The sequence below is a fragment of the Parapedobacter koreensis genome, assembly GCF_900109365.1.
Taxonomy (GTDB): domain Bacteria; phylum Bacteroidota; class Bacteroidia; order Sphingobacteriales; family Sphingobacteriaceae; genus Parapedobacter; species Parapedobacter koreensis.
In genome coordinates this window covers 294176-314007 of the sequence record NZ_FNZR01000002.1, presented here as the reverse complement: position 1 = coordinate 314007, position 19832 = coordinate 294176, and the positions used below count along the sequence as shown (strand labels likewise).

Sequence of the window (19832 nt, the reverse complement as noted above, 5' to 3'; positions counted from 1 at the left end):
AAAGGAGGTATAAATATGAAAGATTTATTGCGATTAAAAACGTCGTTAAACGAAGAGATAGAAAACATATTGAATGCACAAATCAAGGTGGAAGCGCATTCTTCGTCTATCTATTTGGCCATGTCATCGTGGTGCGATGACCAAGGCTATGACTTCAGTGCCGATTTTTTTTCCAAGCAGTCGGAAGAAGAGCGGAAACACATGATGAAGCTTTTCAATTATGTAAACGACAGGGGCGGGAAGGCGATTTCTCCGGAAATCGTGAATATTCCTGCAGATTTTGAGTCATTCCGCAGTGTGTTCGAACAAATGTTGGAGCAGGAAATGTATGTGACACAACAATTCAACAACATTGCTGATAAATGTATCAAATTGAAGGATTTTGTGACGTTTCAATTTATCCAGTGGTTCCTCGCTGAGCAAATTGAAGAGGAATACGTGGCCCGGCGCATCCTGGAAATGTTTGACGTGATTGGCGAGGATGGAACAGGCCGTTGGGAAATCGACAAACATGTGCCGAAAGTAAGTTACGAAGGGTGATTTATCGATAGGGGATCACCATACAATCGGGCTGTCTTTTTGAGAAGGCAGCCCGATTTTTTTTTGCACACGTACGGATTAAGTACTATCTTTCGTTGTTAATTATAAAATAAGGAGCGGATTCGGATTTCATATAGAAGACATTCCAAACCCATTCATCATATCTTGACGAAAAGTTGCCATCGATAGCTATACATAGGCTCCTCGTTTTCGTATTTCTTTTTGTGTCGTTGCAGGCATTGGGCCAGCCTCGGCGAAAAGAGATAAGCGGCATTGTAATTGATACAGCGGGCACACCTTTAGCTGGTGTGAATGTGCGCCTTACGTCCATATTGGATACCTCGTTGACCGTTAGCGGTAATGATGGAACGTTCCGGTTTTCGAACATTATCGGGCCTGAATTCCGACTTACCTATAGCATGATTGGTTACAAAATCCTGGAGCGGTCTTACCCGGCTACCTTCCCGGGTGCTGCAATGCAATTGCTTCCCATGGTGCTACCACCGCAGCAGACGTTGCTCAAGGAGATTGTCATCAACCGGATACAACCCATCATTCTTAAAGAAGATACCGTGCAGTATAACATGGATGCCTACCATGTGCGTGAAAATTCGCTGCTGGAGGAGGCGCTGAAGTTATTGCCCAATGTGCAGGTGCGGCGGGACGGGACGGTAATTGCCCACGGGAAGCAAATCAGCAGGGTACAGGTGGATAGCAAGAATTTTTTCGGTGGCGAAGTGCTCACCGCTACACGTAACCTTCCGGCTGAATTTATCCAATCCATACAGGTTATTGACTACTACGGCGATATGGCCAATAGTACAGGGATAAAGGACACGGAACCTGAGAAAATACTGAACATCGTATTAAAAGAAGATAAAAAGCGTGTGCTTTTTGGCCAGGTGACGGGAGGGGGTGGCACGAAAGAGCGGTATATCGGCAGTATGGGGGTAAACAATTACAACGATGGACAGGAGTTTTCAGTCATCGGATCGTTCAATAACACGAATACCAGCCTATTCAGCTACGGAGCCCCGACTGGCGCGGGTGTCCGGGATCGGGGCAATGCGGATTTGACGGGAATGATGGATCCGGTGGACGGCGTAAATACGACCAATTCAGCGGGAATCAGTTATTCAGACGATATTTCCGACAAGGTGAGTGTATATGGAAAATATACCTTTACGAATAGAAAGAACAGCACAGTAGGGAATTCGGTATTGCAGAGTGTGTTCGATTCTTATACCATTGTCAACCAAGAAGCACGGGAAGTCAACACAGACAATATCAATCATTTGATGGCTTGGGACATCGAAGCCCAATTGGACGCACAGAATTACTTGAAAATAAGCCCCAACATCTCCTACAGCACGATTAATTCCTTGCATCACAGCAATGATACCATCAGGAATCGGGGGATTGTAAGCGAACGGGCATACCGGGCTGGAGAAGAAATGTCATCACCTAATTTTGATATGGATGTGTTGTACTCCAGAAATTTTCACAAGCCCGGGCGTAAATTTGTGCTGAATATGCAAGGCAAGTATGCAGGCAGGGATAAGTTGGAAGACATCAATGATGTGTTTGAAAGTATAAATGCAATTACAGGGCAGCCCGTTCAGGACGGGTCCTATGCATTCTCGCAAGAAGTGGAAAGCGACAATCAGAACCGCGTGGGAAGGTTGAAGGCGTCTTACGTCGAACCCATTGATGATAAAAGCATTCTGGAGGTCAGCTATGAATATAATTATACAGCCATTGATAGCCGCCGTAGCGTTTGGGACACGGGCAAGGAACTATTTGTAGACTCGTTAAGCGTAGATTATGCGTATTTTTTCGAGAGTAATCGGGTGGGATTGATTTATCAAATGGAGCAAAGCAAACGTTTTAGGTATACCTTAGGTTTTGGTGTGCAACCGCTCTTGCTGGAGGGGCGTACACTTGATGCAGATACCACGACACAACACCGCAATGTCAATTTAATTCCCAGTGCGGGTTTCCGTTTCCGCATCAATGACGAAACCGAATGGTCCATCGAATACCTGGGCACGAATAACCAGCCTAATTTTTCCCAGATACAACCTATCCGGGATCTGACCAATTCGCAGAACATCATCATCGGCAACGCGGATTTGAAGGCTGAATTTGTTAATCGGATTACCACACGTTTCCGGCAAACCAAAATGGGGCGGAATCAATTTTTCGAAGCACAGCTCGCGCTCAATCAAATCCAGAATAAAATCGTGACCAATCGTTCGAACCCCAGCAGCACGGTACAGGAAACGAGCTTCCGCAATTCTTCAGGGTACTTTGATGCCCGGGGATATTATATGTTCAGTACGCCGGTATTCAATGACAACCTGCAATTAAATCTCAACGGGACGACGGATTACGTAAACAATATTTCGTACATCAATGACGAGAAAAATTTTGGGCGGAACTTTATCTATTCGCAGGCCGTACAAATGCGGTATACCCTGGAAGACGTCATCGAAACCGAATTGAACAGCAGTTACACCTTTAACCGTACACGCTACTCGCTGCGCAACTGGGAAAACCGGGATGGTATCGATGCCAATTCCGTATTATTTGGATTGGCTGGTAAAGGCTATCTGTCGGATAATTGGGCATTTGGCTTCGACCTTTCCCATCGGCTCAATACGGGATACAGCAGCTTTGTCAACGCAAACCCGACCTTGCTGAACGCTTATATTGAATGTACGTTTTTGAACAATAATATGGCATTGTTGCGTTTTCAAGGATTTGACTTGTTTAACCAAAATACCGGGATTACGCGCGAAGTGTTGGGCACGGACATCCTCGATGTCCGGAATAACCGGTTGGCCAGGTACTTTATGCTGTCACTCAATATCCGGCTGCAAAAATATCCTTCGAAAAAATCATGATGCAAGCTGCCTCCATTACCCAATATGGCGATGCGGATGGGCTGTCCATCCAGCGACGTCCTGTGCCGACACCCCGTGCCAAGGAAGTCCTTATCCGGGTACATGCTGCTGGTATCAATCGCCCTGACATCTTTCAGCGGAAAGGCAATTACCCCGCTCCACCGGGCGTAGTGGCGGATATTCCGGGCTTGGAAGTGGCTGGTGTTGTGGAAGCTTGTGGTGCTGAGGTGAAGCGATGGGTACCCGGCGACCGCGTGTGCGCTTTGTTGGGGGGCGGTGGATATGCCGAATTCGCGGCGGCAGATGAGGCGCATTGCCTGCCCATACCGGCAAACCTTGATTTTGTGGAAGCTGCCTGCTTGCCGGAAACGGTATTTACCGTTTGGCACAATGTCTTCCAGCGGGGAAAACTACAATGCGGTGAAACGTTGCTGGTGCACGGTGGCAGCGGAGGTATCGGCACCACGGCCATCCAGCTGGGTACAGCCTTCGGTGCACGGGTATATGCAACGGCGGGAACCCGTGAAAAATGCGACTTCTGCGAACAATTGGGAGCCGTGGCCGGTATCAACTACCACGAGCGTGATTTTGCTGAGGAACTGGCTGGAGAGCGGATAGATGTCATTTTGGACAGCATAGGCGCACCTTATTTTGAGAAACACTTGTCATTGTTAGCCGATGAAGGCCGGCTCGTATTCATCAATGCGGTAGCCGGCAAACACGTGCAAATGAACATCATAGCATTGATGCAACGGCGGCTTACCTTTACGGGAAGCACGTTGCGGAGCCGGGATAATGCCTTTAAAGCGACTTTGCGGGAGGCGGTTGAAAATCACGTATGGCCATTGGTTGAAAAGGGCGCATTCAAACCGATTATCCATCAGGTATTTCCGTTGGCTGCGGCATCCGATGCACACAGGCTAATGGAATCTGGCAATTTTATCGGTAAGCTGGCCTTGGAAGTCTTCTGATGGTCTTCAAAATAAGTGGCTAAATACTTTTAGCGTTGTTCTTCTCCGGTATTTTTGCCATATTAGCCAACGAAAATAGCACAGATATAAATCCTATAAAACAAATCCATACTACAATGAGATCGTTATTAACCTTGTCTTTTGCCTTGTCGCTCTTGTTCGGTCAGGCCCAGGAAGTCACGCATGTTGCGAACCCGCTGGATTACGTAAATACACTCATGGGGACACAATCCGTGCACCTGCTGTCCAATGGCAATACGTACCCGGCTATCGCCCGCCCTTGGGGCATGAATTTTTGGTCGGCGCAAACGGGAAAAATGGGCGACGGGTGGATGTACACCTACACGGCGGATAAAATCCGTGGATTCAAGCAGACCCACCAGCCTTCGCCCTGGATGAATGATTATGGCCAGTTTTCCATCATGCCCGCTACAGGCAAGCGGACATTTGATGAAAATGAACGGGCAAGCTGGTTTTCGCATAAAGCCGAAGTGGCCCAGCCGCATTATTACAGCGTTTACCTGGCCGACCATGATGTGACTGCCGAGATTACGCCAACCGAGCGGGCGGCTCGCTTCCGTTTTACCTTCCCGAAGACGGATAGTGCATATGTGGTTATCGATGCTTTTGACAAGGGATCCTATGTAAAGGTCATTCCCGGCGAAAATAAAATCATCGGCTATACGACCCGCAACAGCGGTGGCGTACCCGAAAACTTCAGGAATTATTTTGTGATGGTATTTGACCGTCCGTTTGCCAATGTGGGCACCTTTGCGGATTCTGTATTAGCGGATGGCCGTTTGGAAATACAAGCCAACCATGTGGGGGCCATCGTGGGGTTCAGCATTAGCCATAGGGGAGAGCAGGTGCAGGCGAAGGTAGCCTCATCATTCATCAGCCACGAGCAAGCTGAGTTAAACCTGCGGGAGATCGGTGATAAAGACTTCGAAAGCTTGAAACAGGAAGGTGCCGACCAATGGAATTTGGAGCTTGGCAAGGTAAAGGTGGAAGGTGGTACGATTGATCAGGTACGCACATTTTACTCGTGTTTGTACCGGACGATTTTATTCCCCCGCATGTTTTATGAATATGATGCCAATGGAAAGGTGGTGCATTACAGTCCTTACAACGGCCAGGTGCTTCCGGGCTACCTATTTACCGATACGGGTTTCTGGGATACGTTCCGGGCTTTGTTCCCATTCCTCAACTTGGTCTATCCGGAAGTAAACCAGCAAATGCAGGAAGGGCTGGCAAATGCCTATAAAGAAGGGGGCTGGCTGCCGGAATGGGCAAGTCCGGGGTACCGCAACATCATGGTTGGTAATAATTCGGCTTCGGTAGTGGCGGATGCTTACATCAAAGGGCTGCGGGGCTATGATATTGAAAAACTCTATGAGGCGCTGCTAAAGGGGGCTAATAATGCAGGGCCCATTACGGCCGTGGGGCGTGCAGGCGCGGAGTATTACACCACGCTGGGCTATGTGCCCTATGACGTAAAAATCAATGAAAATGCAGCTCGTACATTGGAGTATGCCTACGATGATTTTGCCATCTATCAACTGGCAAAGGCCCTGGGCCGCCCGGCCGATGAAATCGCCTTGTACCGTGAACGTAGTTTTAACTATAAAAAGCTGTTTGACAAGGAAACAGGCTTGATGCGGGGTAAAAACAAGGACGGCAACTTTCAGAGCCCCTTCAACCCATTCAAGTGGGGCGATGCCTTTACCGAAGGAAACAGCTGGCACTATTCATGGTCGGTCTTCCAGGATGTGGAAGGGCTGGCGCAATTGATGGGTGGTCATGATGCATTTGTGCAGAAGCTCGATTCGGTGTTCTCCCTGCCCCCTATATTTGACCACAGCTACTACCGGTTTACTATCCATGAAATTCGTGAAATGCAAATCGCCAATATGGGCCAGTATGCGCATGGCAACCAACCCATCCAACACATGACTTACCTCTACAACTACGCCGGTGCCCCGTGGAAAGCCCAGCATTGGGTACGGGAAACCATGGATCGGATGTACTTACCCACGCCAGATGGCTATTGCGGGGATGAAGACAATGGGCAGACCTCAGCGTGGTACGTGTTTTCGGCATTGGGCTTTTATCCGGTGACACCAGCGACGGATGAATACGTGTTGGGAACACCACTATTCAAAAAAGCCACCATTCAATTGGCTGACGGAAAAACCATCGAAATCCAGGCCCCTAACAATGGCAAGGAAAATCGGTATATTCAATCTGCGAAGTTCAACGGCCAGGATTACAATAAAAATTACGTCAAGCATAGTGAGCTTGTCAACGGTGCGGTGCTGCGTTTTGATATGACGGATACGCCGAATAAAAACCGGGGAACGAAACCGACGGATTTTCCATTTTCGTTGAGTTTGGAGGAATAGTCACTTCAAATAAGCCCTTTGGTAATTCAAGGGGCTTTTTCCAACTGCCGTGGACAAACATATTAAAAGCTTACGGGAGAGAAAAATTCCGCAACCATCTACCAGATCGTTTTCAAAGGATACTTCGCAATATTTGGATCAAGTGAAATAACAGTCATATCCGCATCTATTGCCGCAGCGGCAATGAGCCGATCAAACGGATCTTTATGATAGAAGCCAAGTCCTTCCAGTTTGATAAGATTAGACAACTGAATTGGCAATATAATGATGCCGCTTGTAATACAAGCTTCATATAGTTCGTTAAGCGAGTACGTTACTGCCAATTTGCCCAATGACTTTTTTATAGTGATTTCCCAAAAAGAAGCTATGCTGACGTGGAGATCGTTTGTGCTGTCAAGAATAATGGATTTAGCTGGTTTAGATAGCCGTGGGCTGTCGTCGTGAAGCCAAAGCAATGTATGGGTATCCAGAAGGTATTGGCCCATACTTACATATAATCTTTGAAATCCTCCAACGGGTCGTCAAAATCATCAGCCATTTGTAGCTTACCTTTTAGCAACCCTAATTTCCTTTGAGCACCTTTTTTAAGGGCTGCTGTAGGTTGCTTCTTGCTTAAAATAAAATCAATGAAATCCTCTACCTCTTGTTGATAAGCAGGCGGTATTTTTTTTACCTTCTCTAAAAGCTGGATATGCCCCATGGTCAATTCAAAAAATCCAAACTACACCAAAGGTACGAAAAATCAATTGTGAAACCAATGACCCCTATAACTTTTCAAACCTAACTTGTAGCATTGCTTCGAATGCCGAGGAATAGTCACTTCAAATAAGCCCTTTGGTAATTCAAGGGGCTTTTTCCGGTGATCTGCTTGAAGTATTTGTGGAATCCGGCGAAGTTATGGAATCCGCTCTCGTAGCAGATTTGTTTGACGTTCATGTGGTTTTCAATGAGTAGCCTGCACGCATGGCCCACGCGTATCTCAATGAGGAACTGCGAAAAGGTTTTTCCGGTGCGCGACTTGAAATAACGGCAGAATGCATTGCTGCTCATACCGGCGACCTCCGCTACGTCGTCCAATGCGATCCGCTGCTTGAAATGCTGGATCGCAAAATCATAGATGTTGTTGATGCGGTCTTTTTCTCCACGCTGAAAGTGCGGGTTGAACCCGACGGATGAAAGCAACTGAACGTCTTTCGAATGCGCAATCGTAGTAAGGGCCTCAACAAGCAAAAGGATGCGTTTGGGCCCCTCGGATACAAGCAATTCTTCCAAAAGTTGCTGGACATGCAGGCCGGCTGTGCCATTTACCGCAATGCCCTGCTTAGCGGTCTGGAGTAATAGCTTGATATTGGTATTCTCGGGCAAATCAAGGAAATGTATTCCCCAAAAGTCTTCATTGAAATGCACGACACGTACATCGGCTTCTTCGCGGCGGTAGTCGAAATAGCTGCTGTCAAAACTCCAGTAGTGCGGCAAATTGGAGCCAATCAGCACGACGTCGCCGGAAGCAAAATTGCGGATACTGTCGCCAATAAACTGTGTACCCCTGCCTTTTTCAAAATGGATAAGTTCAATTTCACGGTGGTAGTGCCACCGATTATTGGCATAAGGTATGGTATCGCGCCGTGCGCTGAACGAATGAGCGGGTCCTGTACTTACTTTTAGTAACTGGGGTTTCATGCAATTGCCTGATTGGTCAGTCAAAAAAACATAATATTTGTCAATTATACGAAAAATGCGCTAATATAGCTGAATACATCGCTAATATGTTGGCAGCTTTTCTATGCTTTCTTTGCTTATTTTGCGTAGTCTTTGGACGCTAACCAAAACGATAGGCTATATGACTAAACGACAAACCTTGATACCGGTAATTTTGATTACCTCATTGTTTTTCCTGTGGGGATTTGCCCATAACCTGAATCCCATACTGATCCCCCATTTAAAGAAGGCTTGTCAACTGTCTGATTTCCAATCGGCCTTTGTTGATTCTGCATTTTTTATTGCGTATTTTGCCGTTGCATTGCCGGCGGGATATTTCATGAAACGATTTGGCTATAAACGAGGTATTGTATTCGGGCTGATCATTTTTGCTTTTGGGGCATTTTTGTTTTTCCCGGCGGCCGATACGCGTGCATACGGGCTTTTCTTGGCGGCGCTCTTTGTCATTGCCAGCGGACTTACCTTCCTGGAGACCGCTGCCAACCCTTACATCAGTGTGTTAGGCAGTCCGCAAACGGCGGCACAGCGGCTCAATTTTGCGCAATCGTTCAACGGGCTGGCTGCTACGCTGGCCCCCTTTATCGGTGGGAGGTATATTCTTTCTGGAAAGATACTTGATTTGGAAGAACAGGCAGCGATGTCTGCAAATCAGTTGAATACCTATTTACAGGCTGAAGCCGATGCGGTAAAGCTGCCTTATCTCGTTATCGGTGCAACGGTGCTGCTTGTCGCGCTATTGGTGGTACGTACGCCACTGCCAGAGATTAATGAAGAAGCGTCGCATGCGTCGGATGGTGCTGGTAAAGGCAAGTCGCTATGGTCGAATGTTAATTTTGTGTTTGGCGTGGTTGCCTTGTTTTTTTATGTGGGTGCACAGGTGGGTGTCGTCAGCTTCTTTATCCGCTTTTCCGATCAGGTGGCTGGTGTACAGGAGAAAGCAGCCGCCAATCTGCTTGCTATTGCATTGCTTGGATTCATGGTCGGGCGTTTCGTAGGCACCTTCTTGATGCGTTTTATCGCTCCGGCTAAACTGCTTGCCGTTTTTGCACTGCTCAATGTACTGTTTACGGTGCTGTCGGCTTCGGTAGATGGTTTGTTTGCTGTTTACGCGATGGTAGGAGTTACTTTTTTAATGTCTATTATGTTTCCGACAATTTTTTCACTGGCCATCAGTGGGCTTGGCAAGCACACCAAACAGGGATCTTCCATTCTCATCATGGCTATTGTGGGTGGGGCAATCATCCCATTGATTATGGGAAGGGTATCCGATCGGTTTACCATGCAGGCAGCCTACTTGGTGCCTGCAGCGTGTTTTGCTGTCGTGCTGCTGTTTGCCTTGCGGAATATGAATAATAAACGTGTGCAGCAAGTGACCATTGCACATTAATGCATATAAAAAACTACACGATATGAAACGTTATGCGCTGGCATTGGATCTGAAGGATGACGAACAATTGATTGCTGAATATGAACAATTGCACCGGAACGTGGCTCCGGAAATCAAGCAATCGATAATCGATTCGGGTATCCTCCAGATGGAAATCTACCGGTTTGCCGATCGGATGTTTATGATCATCGAAACAACAGCTGATTTTTCGTTCGCTGAAAAGGCGGCGGCAGATGCCGCAAACCCGCTCGTGCAGGAGTGGGAACAATTTACGTGGAAATACCAAAAAGCAATACCGGGATCCAAACCGGGAGAAAAATGGGTGGTAATGGATAAAATTTTCGAACTTAGCCCTATTGAACATACAAATGGATAAACAACTTTTTTTGCAGATACACCCCGAAGATAATGTGCTGGTGGCTTTGCAGGATCTGCCCCCCGGCATGGAAATCGTTTTTGAAGATAAACGATTCCCGCTGATTAGCGGCGTAAAGGCCAAGCATAAGTTTACCCTTGAGCCGCTTGGCGACGGAGATGACGTGCGCATGTATGGGGTGCTGGTCGGAAAGACAAATGCCGCCCTGCCCCAAGGGGAAACCATCACTACGCAAAACATCCACCATGCGGCAAATCCCTTTACATTAGGTGAGCGCAAGCTGGATTGGAAACAACCTGACGTATCGGGATTCGAAGGCCAGACCTTTATGGGATACCACCGTACAAACGGTACAGTAGGTACGGCAAATTACTGGTTGGTCATCCCCCTGGTATTCTGTGAAAACCGCAATGTGCTGGTGATGAAACGCGCATTGGAGGAAAAGCTGGGCTACAGTAAGCGATCGCGTGACTATGAGCCGGAAGTGGAGCAACTCATCCAACTGTACAAGGCTGGCGCAGCAGTGGAAGACGTATTAAATGCCGATATCACAGCAAGCAGGGAACAGGAAAGCGGCAAGCGGCTATTCGAACACGTAGACGGCGTCAAATTTCTGAACCATGAAATGGGCTGTGGCGGCACACGGATTGATTCGGACGCGCTTTGCGGGCTGCTTGCCGGGTACATCACGCACCCGAATGTTGCAGGTGCTACGGTACTGAGCTTGGGGTGCCAGCATGCGCAGGCATCCATACTGCGTGAAGAAATAGCCAAGCGCGATCCGCTTTTCGATAAGCCATTGTATATCTTTGAGCAGCAATTGCTGGGAACGGAGACCAATTTGGTGCAGCAGGCATTGAAACATACGTTTGCGGGGTTGATGAAGGCGAATGAGCAGGTTCGGCAACCCGCACCATTGCATAAACTATGTCTCGGCCTGGAATGCGGCGGTTCGGATGGCTTCTCGGGCATTTCAGCCAATCCGGCATTGGGCTACGTGTCTGATATGCTGGTGGCGATGGGTGGCTCGGTGATCTTGTCGGAATTTCCCGAGCTATGCGGCGTGGAGCAGGAACTGAGCGACCGCTGCGTGGACGAGCCAACGGCACTGCGGTTCATGGACTTGATGAAAACCTATAATGCAAAGGCCGAAGCAGATGGATCGGGTTTTTATGCCAATCCTTCCCCGGGAAATATCCGGGATGGTCTGATTACCGATGCCATCAAATCTGCCGGGGCTGCCAAAAAAGGCGGGACTTCGCCGGTGACGGCGGTGGTAGACTATCCGGGAGTGGCCAACCAACCGGGACTAAACCTGCTCTGTACGCCGGGCAACGACGTGGAAAGCACCACGGCGGAAGTAGCAGGAGGGGCAAATGTCGTGTTGTTTACTACCGGATTGGGAACGCCTACGGGCAATCCGATAGCACCTGTCATTAAACTGGCTACCAATACCAAGTTGTATGAGCGGATGCCGGACATTATTGATATCAACTGCGGCACTATCATCGAGGGCGAGGAAACCATCGAGCAGGCTGCCCATCGCATCTTGCGTTTTGTCATTGACGTGGCCAGCGGTCGCGTGCAACCCAAGGCGGTGCAATTGGGGCAGGATGATTTCATCCCCTGGCGTAGGGGAATATCGTTGTAGGACTTTAGGTTTACTTATTTAGATTTACAATTTAATGCATGTCAAATAAAAAGTTAGCTGGAAAAACAGCGATTATCACGGGGGGCGGCAGTGGGATAGGACGGGCTATCAGCTTGCGCTTTGCTACGGAGGGCGCAGCTGTCCATATTTTGGAGTTGAACACAGCGGTTGCAGATACATTGGTGGCCGAGATCCACGCCTTTGGCGGGCAGGCTACCGTACACGCTTGCGATGTCAGTAAGCAGGAAAGGATATTGGAAGTAGTCAATGGTATTGGCGTTGTCGATATTTTGGTAAACAATGCGGGGATAGCCCATGTGGGCAGTTTAGAACATACCACGGAGGCGGATTTTGATCGGATTTATTCGGTGAACGTGAAGGGTGCGTATAACGCGCTCTATGCCGTGGTGCCTTTGATGAAAAAGCAAGGAAAGGGAGTCATCCTGAACATGGCTTCTATCGCGGCTATTGTCGGCATTACCGATCGGTTTGCCTATTCGACCAGCAAAGGGGCTATTGCTGCGATGACCTTGTCCGTTGCGCGCGACTACCTGCCGTATGGCATACGGTGCAACAGCATTTCGCCGGCGCGGGTGCACACGCCTTTCGTGGATGGCTTTATTGCCAAAAATTATCCGGGCAAGGAAGCGGAAATGTTCGGAACGCTCTCCAAAAGCCAACCCATCGGGCGTATGGCCCAACCGGAAGAAATTGCGTCGCTGGCGTTGTACCTGTGTTCGGATGAAGCGGGCTTCATCACGGGGAATGACTATCCGATAGACGGCGGGTTTGTGAAGTTGAATAATTAGACAATAGACATTAGACAATAGACAATAGACATGAAACTAATTCGATATGGTGATCCCGGCCGTGAACAAATAGGGGTACAGCTTGATGGTATAAACTACGATGTGTCTGCCTTTGGCGGTGACTACGATGAAGCATTTTTCGCAGATAATGGCCTTGCCCGACTGGAGGAATTTGTCAAAGCCAACGAAGGGAAATTGATTCCGGTGCCGGAGGGTACGCGCTTGGGAAGCCCGATAGCCCGCCCTTCGAAAATCTTATGTATCGGGCTCAACTACCGCGATCATGCCGAGGAAACCGGGGCTATCATACCTGCTGAGCCCATCATCTTTATGAAATCCACTACCTCATTGAGCGGGCCCTATGATGACATTATAATCCCAAAAAATTCAACCAAGACCGATTGGGAGGTAGAGTTCGGGGTTGTGATTAGCAAGAAAGCCAGTTATGTAGACGAGTCTACGGCGTTTGATTATGTGGCGGGGTATGTGCTGCACAACGATGTGTCTGAACGCGAATTTCAACTGGAGCGGGGGGGCACGTGGGATAAAGGCAAGGGGTGCGATACGTTTGCGCCATTAGGCCCTTTTCTGGCTACGAAAGATGAAATCGAAGATATCGATAACGTCCGGCTTTGGCTTACCGTGAATGGCAAAACGTACCAAGATGGCAATACGCGAAACCTGATTTTCAATGTCCCTTATATCATTAGCTACGTCAGCCAATTCATGACCTTATTGCCGGGGGACGTGATATCCACGGGAACACCGGCAGGTGTCGGGCTGGGCTTCAAGCCGCCGATCTACCTCCAACCCGGTGATGTGGTGGAATTGGGCGCGGATGGATTGGGGGTGTCACGCCAAACCGTGCGATGAAACGGATTGATGCGCACCAGCATTTCTGGCGATACCGTCCGGTAAAAGATGCCTGGATAACCGACGACATGGCGGTTATCCAGCGTGATTTCCTGCCGGATGATTTAAAGCCCAGCTATGACGCCAATGGCGTATCGGGATGTGTGGCGGTGCAAGCCGATCAGTCGGAGGCCGAGACGCTATTCCTGTTGGGTTTGGCAGACCAACACACCTTCATCGAAGGTGTTGTCGGCTGGGTGGATTTGCAGTCGACCAATGTCGCTGATCGATTGGCCTATTTTAGCCAGTACCCCAAGCTCAAAGGCTTCCGGCACATTGTACAGGGCGAGGACGATCCTCGTTTTTTGCTGCGTCCGGCATTCCTGAACGGCATTGCAGCCCTTGGCAAATACGGCTATACGTATGACGTGCTTGTAAAATCGCATCAACTGGAAGCGACGCTTGAATTTGTGCAATGTTTTCCTGGCCAACCGTTTGTAATAGACCACTTGGCCAAACCGGATATCAAAGCGGGAACGCGCCAACCTTGGGCGGCCCAGATGGAAGCCATTGCCCAATACGAGCAGGTGTATTGTAAACTTTCCGGCATGGTGACCGAAGCAGATTGGAAAAACTGGACACCGGCGGATTTATCGTATTATATACAACATGTTGTCGAGGTGTTCGGCCCCCGGCGAATCCTATTTGGTTCGGATTGGCCCGTTTGCCTGGTTGCTGCAGACTATCAGCAAGTGATTGCTGTGGTGGAAAGCGCTATTGGGCAGCTGCCGTACGAAGAACAGGAACGGATATGGCATAAGAATGCCACGGATTTTTATAGATTATAACCATAGCACATGAATTTGAACCTGAAAGATAAGGTCGTCATCGTCACGGGAGCCGCCAAAGGAATTGGTCGCGGTATTGTATTGGCGCTGGCCGGAGAGGGGGCCATCCCCGTGATTGTGGGCCGCAGGCAAGCGGACAATACAGCGGTGCAACAGGAGGTGGAATCGATAGGTGGGCGGGCATTCAGCGTGGAAGCCGAACTGACCCATCCGGAGGATTGCGAACGTGCCGTAAACGAGACATTGGCCCAATTTGGGCGTATCGATGGATTGGTGAATAACGCCGGGGTAAATGATGGGGTAGGGTTGGAGAGCGGCAACTACCAAAAATTCGTGGACAGCTTGCACAAATCCCTGATTCATTATTACCTGATGGCCCATCACGCATTGCCGGCCCTGAAAGCGAGCAAAGGGAGTATCGTCAATATCAGTTCGAAAACAGCAGAAACCGGGCAGGGCAATACATCCGCGTATGCAGCAGCTAATGGGGGGCGCAATGCCCTGACGCGGGAATGGGCCGTGGAGCTATTGGAATATGGCATCCGTGTGAATGCGGTAATCGTGGCCGAATGTTATACACCCTTATACGATACGTGGATTCGGACATTGCCTAACCCGGAAGATGCATTGGCAAAAATCACCCAGCGGATTCCCCTTGAGCAGCGGATGACCACTACCGAGGAAATAGCCAATACCGTCGTGTTTTTGCTGTCATCGCGTTCGAGCCACACCACCGGCCAGTTGATCCATGTGGATGGCGGGTATGTGCATTTGGATAGGGCGCTTTAAATAACGAGCGTTCGGGCACTTCGCGACTGATGCTCGAAACACGTTGCGTGTGTGCTTGCATTGTCGCGTCATAATGTGATCCCCAAGATACACATTTATAGCCTATGCCTATCAAATTTATAGCCAAAACGAATCATACGCAATCGATTCCCTGCTTAATTTTGCGTTCATAAGCAAATTTGCAGAATATAAGGTATGGTCAAACAACTTAAACACATAATTTGTACGAACCTTTCGCGCATCCGCGCGGCACGGCGGTACTCCCAGCGAGAAGTCGCGGCGGTGCTATCAATTAAACAGCCGTCGTACCGGAATATGGAAGTCGGCATTACATACATCAGTGCAATCCACTTAGCGTTACTTGCGGATTTTTATCGGATACCCATACAGGATTTCTACCAGAGCGAGATGGAATTGGATGCGGGAATTTCATCGTCGAAAGAACAAACTGAACGGTTGAAAGAACAGTTGCAAAACAGTAAAGTGCTGTTGGGTGTCTACGAAAAACGTATCGAGGAACTGGAGGCGAAAGTGAGGCGAAAGGATACGAAAATTGAATCGTTGCTGGCAAGAAGTACGCTTTGATAGCCATAGGCTATCAAAGTGATAGCTAAAAGGGAGCACATTGATAGCCAAAGCGGATCATGGGATGTCGGTTTAAACGGTAATATTGCTGTATCAAACTTCTCATGACCATGAACATCAGAAAAACGAAGAAAGCACTCGCCACCGCAACAGGTACGATAGCTTTTTTGGTGCTATGCACGACCGCTGCGCAGGCCCAGGAACAGGATTCGGTAGCGGTAAACCGCGTAGCACTGATTGCCGATGATTTGGAAATAAACCCGGATCAGGCCAAAGCGGTGATGGCTATTATTGATCTTGACAAAACCAAAGCACGGGAGTTAGTGCGGGAAACCTACCAGCAGTTGTCCTTAAAACTGCAAGCACTTGCTGGTGAACGGGATCAAGCATTGAAAGAGGTGTTGTCTATCGACCAGTTAGCAAAAATTCAACAAGTATTGAGGCGGGAGGATCTATGGTCGCCCGATGGACGTCCTGTACTGGAGCCCAAACACTGACGTGGAGTCCTTGTCAAATGCAAATGAATTTTGTCAACCAGCTAACCAATATGGTAATGAAGCTTCTGAACTCAATTTTGGTCAAATGTGTGACCTGCACTATTCTCTGTGTTTTAACTGGGGCCAGTTGGTGCCTGCAGGCCCAAATTCCCAGTGTGCCAATGAGCCTCCCCAGCCCCAACGCAGCATCGCTGGGGCTGTACGGTGAATATCCGGTATCCCATTTTACCGGAACACCCCAAATTAGTATCCCGTTGCACCTGCTACAGTCGGGCGAGGTAACGGTACCGATTGTTCTGGATTGCCACGCTTCCGGCTTCCGGCCCGATATGCACCCGGGTTGGGTAGGTATGTCATGGAATCTTCTTGCAGGGGGTGTAATTTCCCGGGTAATCCGGGATATGCCAGACGAATACAACAACGGAAACCTGTCATACGGAGCAAACAATGGATTCTATTATAACCACGCTGCGATTAATTCTACAAGCTGGGATACACCCACCTTCATGGAAAATATTGCGCAGAGTTTGGAATTGTCCACCAAGGATACGGAAGCGGATGAGTTTATGTTTTATGCAAATGGGCTGTCGGGTACTTTCTACATGGGGCACGACGGCCAATGGCGCGTGCGAAGCGACCGCCCCATAAAAGTTACTTTCAACGGTTCATTCCTTTCGGTACCCTTTAGCCCACCCACCGGCTCACCATTTTCTTATCTTGGGTATTTTAAGTCTTTTTCAGGCTTTACGATTACGGATGAGAACGGCGTACAATACACATTCGGCGGCACTACCGACGCCATCGAATACAGTATGGAATTTTTCCGCCAGCACGACAACCATTGGATTGCCAATTCCTGGTACCTCACCAAGATAACCTATCCATTGGGCGATGAAGTATCATTTACTTATGAACGGGATGGTTTCGTCAACCAAATGATGATAGCGGTAAATAATTCAATAAATATACGTAAGGTTGAGTTGGGTACATGGCCGGTCATTTGTTCCGGGCAGTACCATCCCATAAACCAGTCCTATGAGGGCATGTTGATTTCGCCTGTGTACCTCACCAAAATCCAAGCCAAGCACGAGGAGATAAAATTCCAGCGCTCCAATAGTACCGAACTCCGATATGCGCAAAGCGTCTACGACTGGCGATACTCCCAATGGTCTGCCTATAGCACTTATCCCAGTTTTTTGCCTTTCCTGGAAACAAACGACAACAACGATACTTACCCCGCTAATCTTAGTAAATTGCAATGGAAAAAACTGGACCAGATTCGTGTGGAAGTGGATGGCGAGCTTAAAAAGGCATTCAACTTCACCTACAGTGCCAGTACGTCGCAACGCCTGACCCTGCAATCCGTCAGGGAGCAGGGCAGTTCAGGTGGTTTGCTGAAACCCTATATCTTCGCTTACAATACCTCGGTATCCCTGCCGGCATACCTGGCAAACCGGAATGACCATTGGGGATTCTACAACAATACCTATGCGGATATCAGCAATACGAGCACTTATTACACAACTTACTATAACTACCGCCAGCCAAATGCTACGTACCTGCAGGCGGGTACCATCAGCCGGATTACCTATCCAACAGGCGGGGTAACGGATTTCACGTTTGAGCCGCACTACTATCGCATGGAAGTCCCTGAGCAGCGCTGGAATGCACCGGTAACGGTTGCTTCCAATACACTTGCCGGCGGACTCCGTATCCGGAAAATCAGCAGCTACGATCCCGAATTCCCGGCGGAAAAGGAGGAAAAGGAATATTTCTACGTGAAGAATTACACCAATTCCAGTAATGTGACCACCCTGGCATCGAGTGGTGTGCTGAGCGGCAAGGCGCAGTACTATTTCCCGGAATATCGGCTGTATGCCGTTAATCAGCAGGCGGGGTATTCGTTTGCGTTTTTTTCTTCCCAAACCTTGTTCCCTACCTCGCAAAACAGCAGCGGCAGCCACGTTGGGTACAGCGAGGTGGTTGAAAAAAGCAATGATAATTCCTACACGGTATTTAAGTATTCCAATTTTGACAACGGCTACCCCAATTATAATGATCTCCAACCGTCAAGGCGGCTTCAACTCACCCATATCATTCTTGAACCCTATACCTCCCGGGTACACCATCGCGGCAGATTGCTGTCTGCTGAAGGTTATAATGCATCGAACACGTTGCTATATAGGCGACTGCTATCTTATGTGGCGGTTGGCCTTGGCGCAGCACCACCACGGTCACTTCAGGCAAGGCATATTGTTATATGTAATGGTGCCAAGCTGGTGGAGGGCACCGCTTATCTGAATCATACCGATGCTTTCCTGCCGTCTGGCGAGACCGTCTATGTTTACGATGAAACCGGTGCCAACCCGGTAATAAAAGGGAATAATTACACCTACGATTCCAACTACAAGTTGCTTAAGGAGATTCATACATTTGACAGCCACGGGCAGATAAGATATACCAGGTACCGATATGCCTTTGATGTGCTGACCAACTACAGTAGCTCGTACAACAATGCCCAAACCTACCCATATTCGTACTTGGTTTATTCCCACAACATCGCCACGCCCATCGAAGTGGTCAACACGGTGGTGGAAGATGGCGACTCGGACAGGATAACAGATGTTTCGGTGCTTACCCATACTGGCACCAGGTTATATTACGATCCCTCGATCCATTGGCGCACGGTACCGCACAGAATTTACCGGCTCAAAAACCTGCTGCCCATAGCGATGTCCGGGTATGTTCCCTTTAAGGTGACCCGCTCGGGCAGCGGCGAAACACAAACATTGGATCCCGGCTTGTTGAAGGAAACGGAATACGAATTTGCGCCATCGCGCACCTACAACAAGACCAAACCCGTGGGCGTCACGGATGGTACGAGTAGCGTTGCTGCCACCATCTACGGCCAGTTCATGAAACACCCCATTGCCCGGATTGACAATGGCCGTTTCCTGGAGTCTGCCTATTCGAGCTTTGAAACGACGGCGAACGACAGCGACTGGCGTGGAGGCGGTGGGCAGGTGCTTACGCGATACAATAATCAGGACGCGCCCGTGGGTGCATACTGTACAAATAATACGGGGACCTCGGGATACATTACCACGTATGATAAGCAGCTGGTATCCAGTTTTACCTACGTGCTTACGTTCTGGGAGAAGGGCGGTACGGTGACCATCAGGAACAGCGGGGCCGTGGTGTCGAGCAATACTGTGCTGCAAACCAAGGGCAGCTGGCAACAGCGTGAAATCCGGTTCCGCAGCGTTTCCGGCAACCTGCAGATTATTCCGGCAGGCTATATCGATGACCTGCGGCTGTATCCGCTGGGTGCGCAGATGACAAGTTATACGTATAATCAACTTGGGTCGATTACCACATCCACGGACAGCAAGGGTTACACCACGTACTATGAATACGATGAGTTCAACAGATTGAAACGGGTGAAAGACCGCCAGGGACGTATTATCGAGGACTATACCTACCATCTCAAATAGCAGACA

General features: G+C 48.8%; 17 protein-coding genes. 14 read left to right on the top strand and 3 right to left on the bottom strand.

Features of this window, described 5'->3' with window-relative positions:
• The first annotated feature begins 15 nt into the window (after window positions 1-15).
• From BMW65_RS05535 to BMW65_RS05520, 4 genes are all read left to right on the top strand, one after another.
• On the top strand, window positions 16-540 hold the full coding sequence (locus BMW65_RS05535; RefSeq protein ID WP_090603439.1) for a ferritin: 525 nt from the start codon (window positions 16-18) through the stop codon (window positions 538-540).
• A 176-nt stretch (window positions 541-716) separates the two neighbouring features.
• Window positions 717-3446, top strand: a complete 2730-nt coding sequence (locus tag BMW65_RS05530) for an outer membrane beta-barrel protein (protein ID WP_245747511.1) — start codon at window positions 717-719, stop codon at window positions 3444-3446.
• On the top strand, window positions 3443-4417 hold the full coding sequence (locus tag BMW65_RS05525; protein ID WP_317040414.1) for an NAD(P)H-quinone oxidoreductase: 975 nt from the start codon (window positions 3443-3445) through the stop codon (window positions 4415-4417). Before BMW65_RS05530 ends, BMW65_RS05525 begins: the two co-directional genes overlap by 4 nt.
• A gap of 116 nt (window positions 4418-4533) precedes the next feature.
• A complete protein-coding gene (locus BMW65_RS05520; RefSeq protein ID WP_090604256.1) occupies window positions 4534-6819 on the top strand; it encodes a GH92 family glycosyl hydrolase in 2286 nt (761 codons plus the stop codon).
• A gap of 98 nt (window positions 6820-6917) precedes the next feature.
• On the opposite strand, the gene BMW65_RS05515 is transcribed toward BMW65_RS05520, so the two are convergent.
• The 3 genes from BMW65_RS05515 to BMW65_RS05505 all read right to left on the bottom strand — a co-directional run bounded on the left by BMW65_RS05515 (window position 6918) and on the right by BMW65_RS05505 (window position 8499).
• Entirely contained in the window at window positions 6918-7304 is a 387-nt protein-coding gene (locus tag BMW65_RS05515; RefSeq protein ID WP_090603435.1) for a type II toxin-antitoxin system VapC family toxin, read from the bottom strand.
• Between the two features lie 2 nt (window positions 7305-7306).
• Window positions 7307-7519 carry a type II toxin-antitoxin system VapB family antitoxin gene (gene vapB / locus BMW65_RS05510; protein ID WP_090603432.1) on the bottom strand — a complete coding sequence of 71 codons (213 nt, stop codon included), beginning with the start codon at window positions 7517-7519 and terminating at the stop codon, window positions 7307-7309.
• A gap of 116 nt (window positions 7520-7635) precedes the next feature.
• Window positions 7636-8499, bottom strand: a complete 864-nt coding sequence (locus tag BMW65_RS05505) for an AraC family transcriptional regulator (protein WP_090603431.1) — start codon at window positions 8497-8499, stop codon at window positions 7636-7638.
• 160 nt (window positions 8500-8659) lie between these two features.
• Here BMW65_RS05505 and fucP point away from each other — a divergent pair, with 160 nt between their 5' ends.
• From fucP to BMW65_RS05455, 10 genes are all read left to right on the top strand, one after another.
• Window positions 8660-9925, top strand: a complete 1266-nt coding sequence (gene fucP, locus BMW65_RS05500) for an L-fucose:H+ symporter permease (RefSeq protein ID WP_090603429.1) — start codon at window positions 8660-8662, stop codon at window positions 9923-9925.
• Window positions 9926-9947: 22 nt separating this feature from the next.
• Window positions 9948-10301 (top strand): L-rhamnose mutarotase, encoded by a 354-nt coding sequence (locus BMW65_RS05495; protein WP_090603428.1) that lies wholly within the window; start codon window positions 9948-9950, stop codon window positions 10299-10301.
• Complete coding sequence (locus BMW65_RS05490) at window positions 10294-11952, top strand: UxaA family hydrolase (protein WP_177181012.1); 1659 nt, start codon at window positions 10294-10296, stop codon at window positions 11950-11952. Before BMW65_RS05495 ends, BMW65_RS05490 begins: the two co-directional genes overlap by 8 nt.
• 38 nt (window positions 11953-11990) lie before the next feature.
• Complete coding sequence (locus tag BMW65_RS05485) at window positions 11991-12761, top strand: SDR family NAD(P)-dependent oxidoreductase (RefSeq protein ID WP_090603427.1); 771 nt, start codon at window positions 11991-11993, stop codon at window positions 12759-12761.
• Window positions 12762-12791: 30 nt separating this feature from the next.
• Window positions 12792-13634 carry a fumarylacetoacetate hydrolase family protein gene (locus BMW65_RS05480; RefSeq protein WP_090603425.1) on the top strand — a complete coding sequence of 281 codons (843 nt, stop codon included), beginning with the start codon at window positions 12792-12794 and terminating at the stop codon, window positions 13632-13634.
• On the top strand, window positions 13631-14461 hold the full coding sequence (locus BMW65_RS05475) for an amidohydrolase family protein (RefSeq protein ID WP_090603424.1): 831 nt from the start codon (window positions 13631-13633) through the stop codon (window positions 14459-14461). The genes BMW65_RS05480 and BMW65_RS05475 overlap by 4 nt, the downstream gene beginning before the upstream one ends.
• A 9-nt stretch (window positions 14462-14470) precedes the next feature.
• Window positions 14471-15250 carry an L-fucose dehydrogenase gene (locus BMW65_RS05470; RefSeq protein ID WP_090603422.1) on the top strand — a complete coding sequence of 260 codons (780 nt, stop codon included), beginning with the start codon at window positions 14471-14473 and terminating at the stop codon, window positions 15248-15250.
• A 195-nt stretch (window positions 15251-15445) separates the two neighbouring features.
• Window positions 15446-15835 carry a helix-turn-helix domain-containing protein gene (locus BMW65_RS05465; protein ID WP_090603421.1) on the top strand — a complete coding sequence of 130 codons (390 nt, stop codon included), beginning with the start codon at window positions 15446-15448 and terminating at the stop codon, window positions 15833-15835.
• Window positions 15836-15945: 110 nt separating this feature from the next.
• Window positions 15946-16332 (top strand): hypothetical protein, encoded by a 387-nt coding sequence (locus BMW65_RS05460; RefSeq protein WP_143053819.1) that lies wholly within the window; start codon window positions 15946-15948, stop codon window positions 16330-16332.
• 161 nt (window positions 16333-16493) lie between these two features.
• Window positions 16494-19826 carry an RHS repeat domain-containing protein gene (locus BMW65_RS05455; RefSeq protein WP_090603418.1) on the top strand — a complete coding sequence of 1111 codons (3333 nt, stop codon included), beginning with the start codon at window positions 16494-16496 and terminating at the stop codon, window positions 19824-19826.
• Window positions 19827-19832 lie beyond the last annotated feature (6 nt).

Excerpts from the sequence above, each read along its gene's own strand:
- BMW65_RS05480 (WP_090603425.1), top strand. The coding sequence starts at position 12,792 with ATGAAACTAATTCGATATGGTGATCCCGGCCGTGAACAAATAGGGGTA.
- vapB (WP_090603432.1), bottom strand. The coding sequence starts at position 7,519 with ATGGGGCATATCCAGCTTTTAGAGAAGGTAAAAAAAATACCGCCTGCT.
- fucP (WP_090603429.1), top strand. The coding sequence starts at position 8,660 with ATGACTAAACGACAAACCTTGATACCGGTAATTTTGATTACCTCATTG.
- BMW65_RS05505 (WP_090603431.1), bottom strand. The coding sequence starts at position 8,499 with ATGAAACCCCAGTTACTAAAAGTAAGTACAGGACCCGCTCATTCGTTC.
- BMW65_RS05470 (WP_090603422.1), top strand. The coding sequence starts at position 14,471 with ATGAATTTGAACCTGAAAGATAAGGTCGTCATCGTCACGGGAGCCGCC.
- BMW65_RS05515 (WP_090603435.1), bottom strand. The coding sequence starts at position 7,304 with ATGGGCCAATACCTTCTGGATACCCATACATTGCTTTGGCTTCACGAC.
- BMW65_RS05455 (WP_090603418.1), top strand. The coding sequence starts at position 16,494 with ATGAGCCTCCCCAGCCCCAACGCAGCATCGCTGGGGCTGTACGGTGAA.
- BMW65_RS05520 (WP_090604256.1), top strand. The coding sequence starts at position 4,534 with ATGAGATCGTTATTAACCTTGTCTTTTGCCTTGTCGCTCTTGTTCGGT.
- BMW65_RS05495 (WP_090603428.1), top strand. The coding sequence starts at position 9,948 with ATGAAACGTTATGCGCTGGCATTGGATCTGAAGGATGACGAACAATTG.
- BMW65_RS05475 (WP_090603424.1), top strand. The coding sequence starts at position 13,631 with ATGAAACGGATTGATGCGCACCAGCATTTCTGGCGATACCGTCCGGTA.
- BMW65_RS05490 (WP_177181012.1), top strand. The coding sequence starts at position 10,294 with ATGGATAAACAACTTTTTTTGCAGATACACCCCGAAGATAATGTGCTG.
- BMW65_RS05460 (WP_143053819.1), top strand. The coding sequence starts at position 15,946 with ATGAACATCAGAAAAACGAAGAAAGCACTCGCCACCGCAACAGGTACG.
- BMW65_RS05535 (WP_090603439.1), top strand. The coding sequence starts at position 16 with ATGAAAGATTTATTGCGATTAAAAACGTCGTTAAACGAAGAGATAGAA.
- BMW65_RS05485 (WP_090603427.1), top strand. The coding sequence starts at position 11,991 with ATGTCAAATAAAAAGTTAGCTGGAAAAACAGCGATTATCACGGGGGGC.
- BMW65_RS05525 (WP_317040414.1), top strand. The coding sequence starts at position 3,443 with ATGATGCAAGCTGCCTCCATTACCCAATATGGCGATGCGGATGGGCTG.
- BMW65_RS05465 (WP_090603421.1), top strand. The coding sequence starts at position 15,446 with ATGGTCAAACAACTTAAACACATAATTTGTACGAACCTTTCGCGCATC.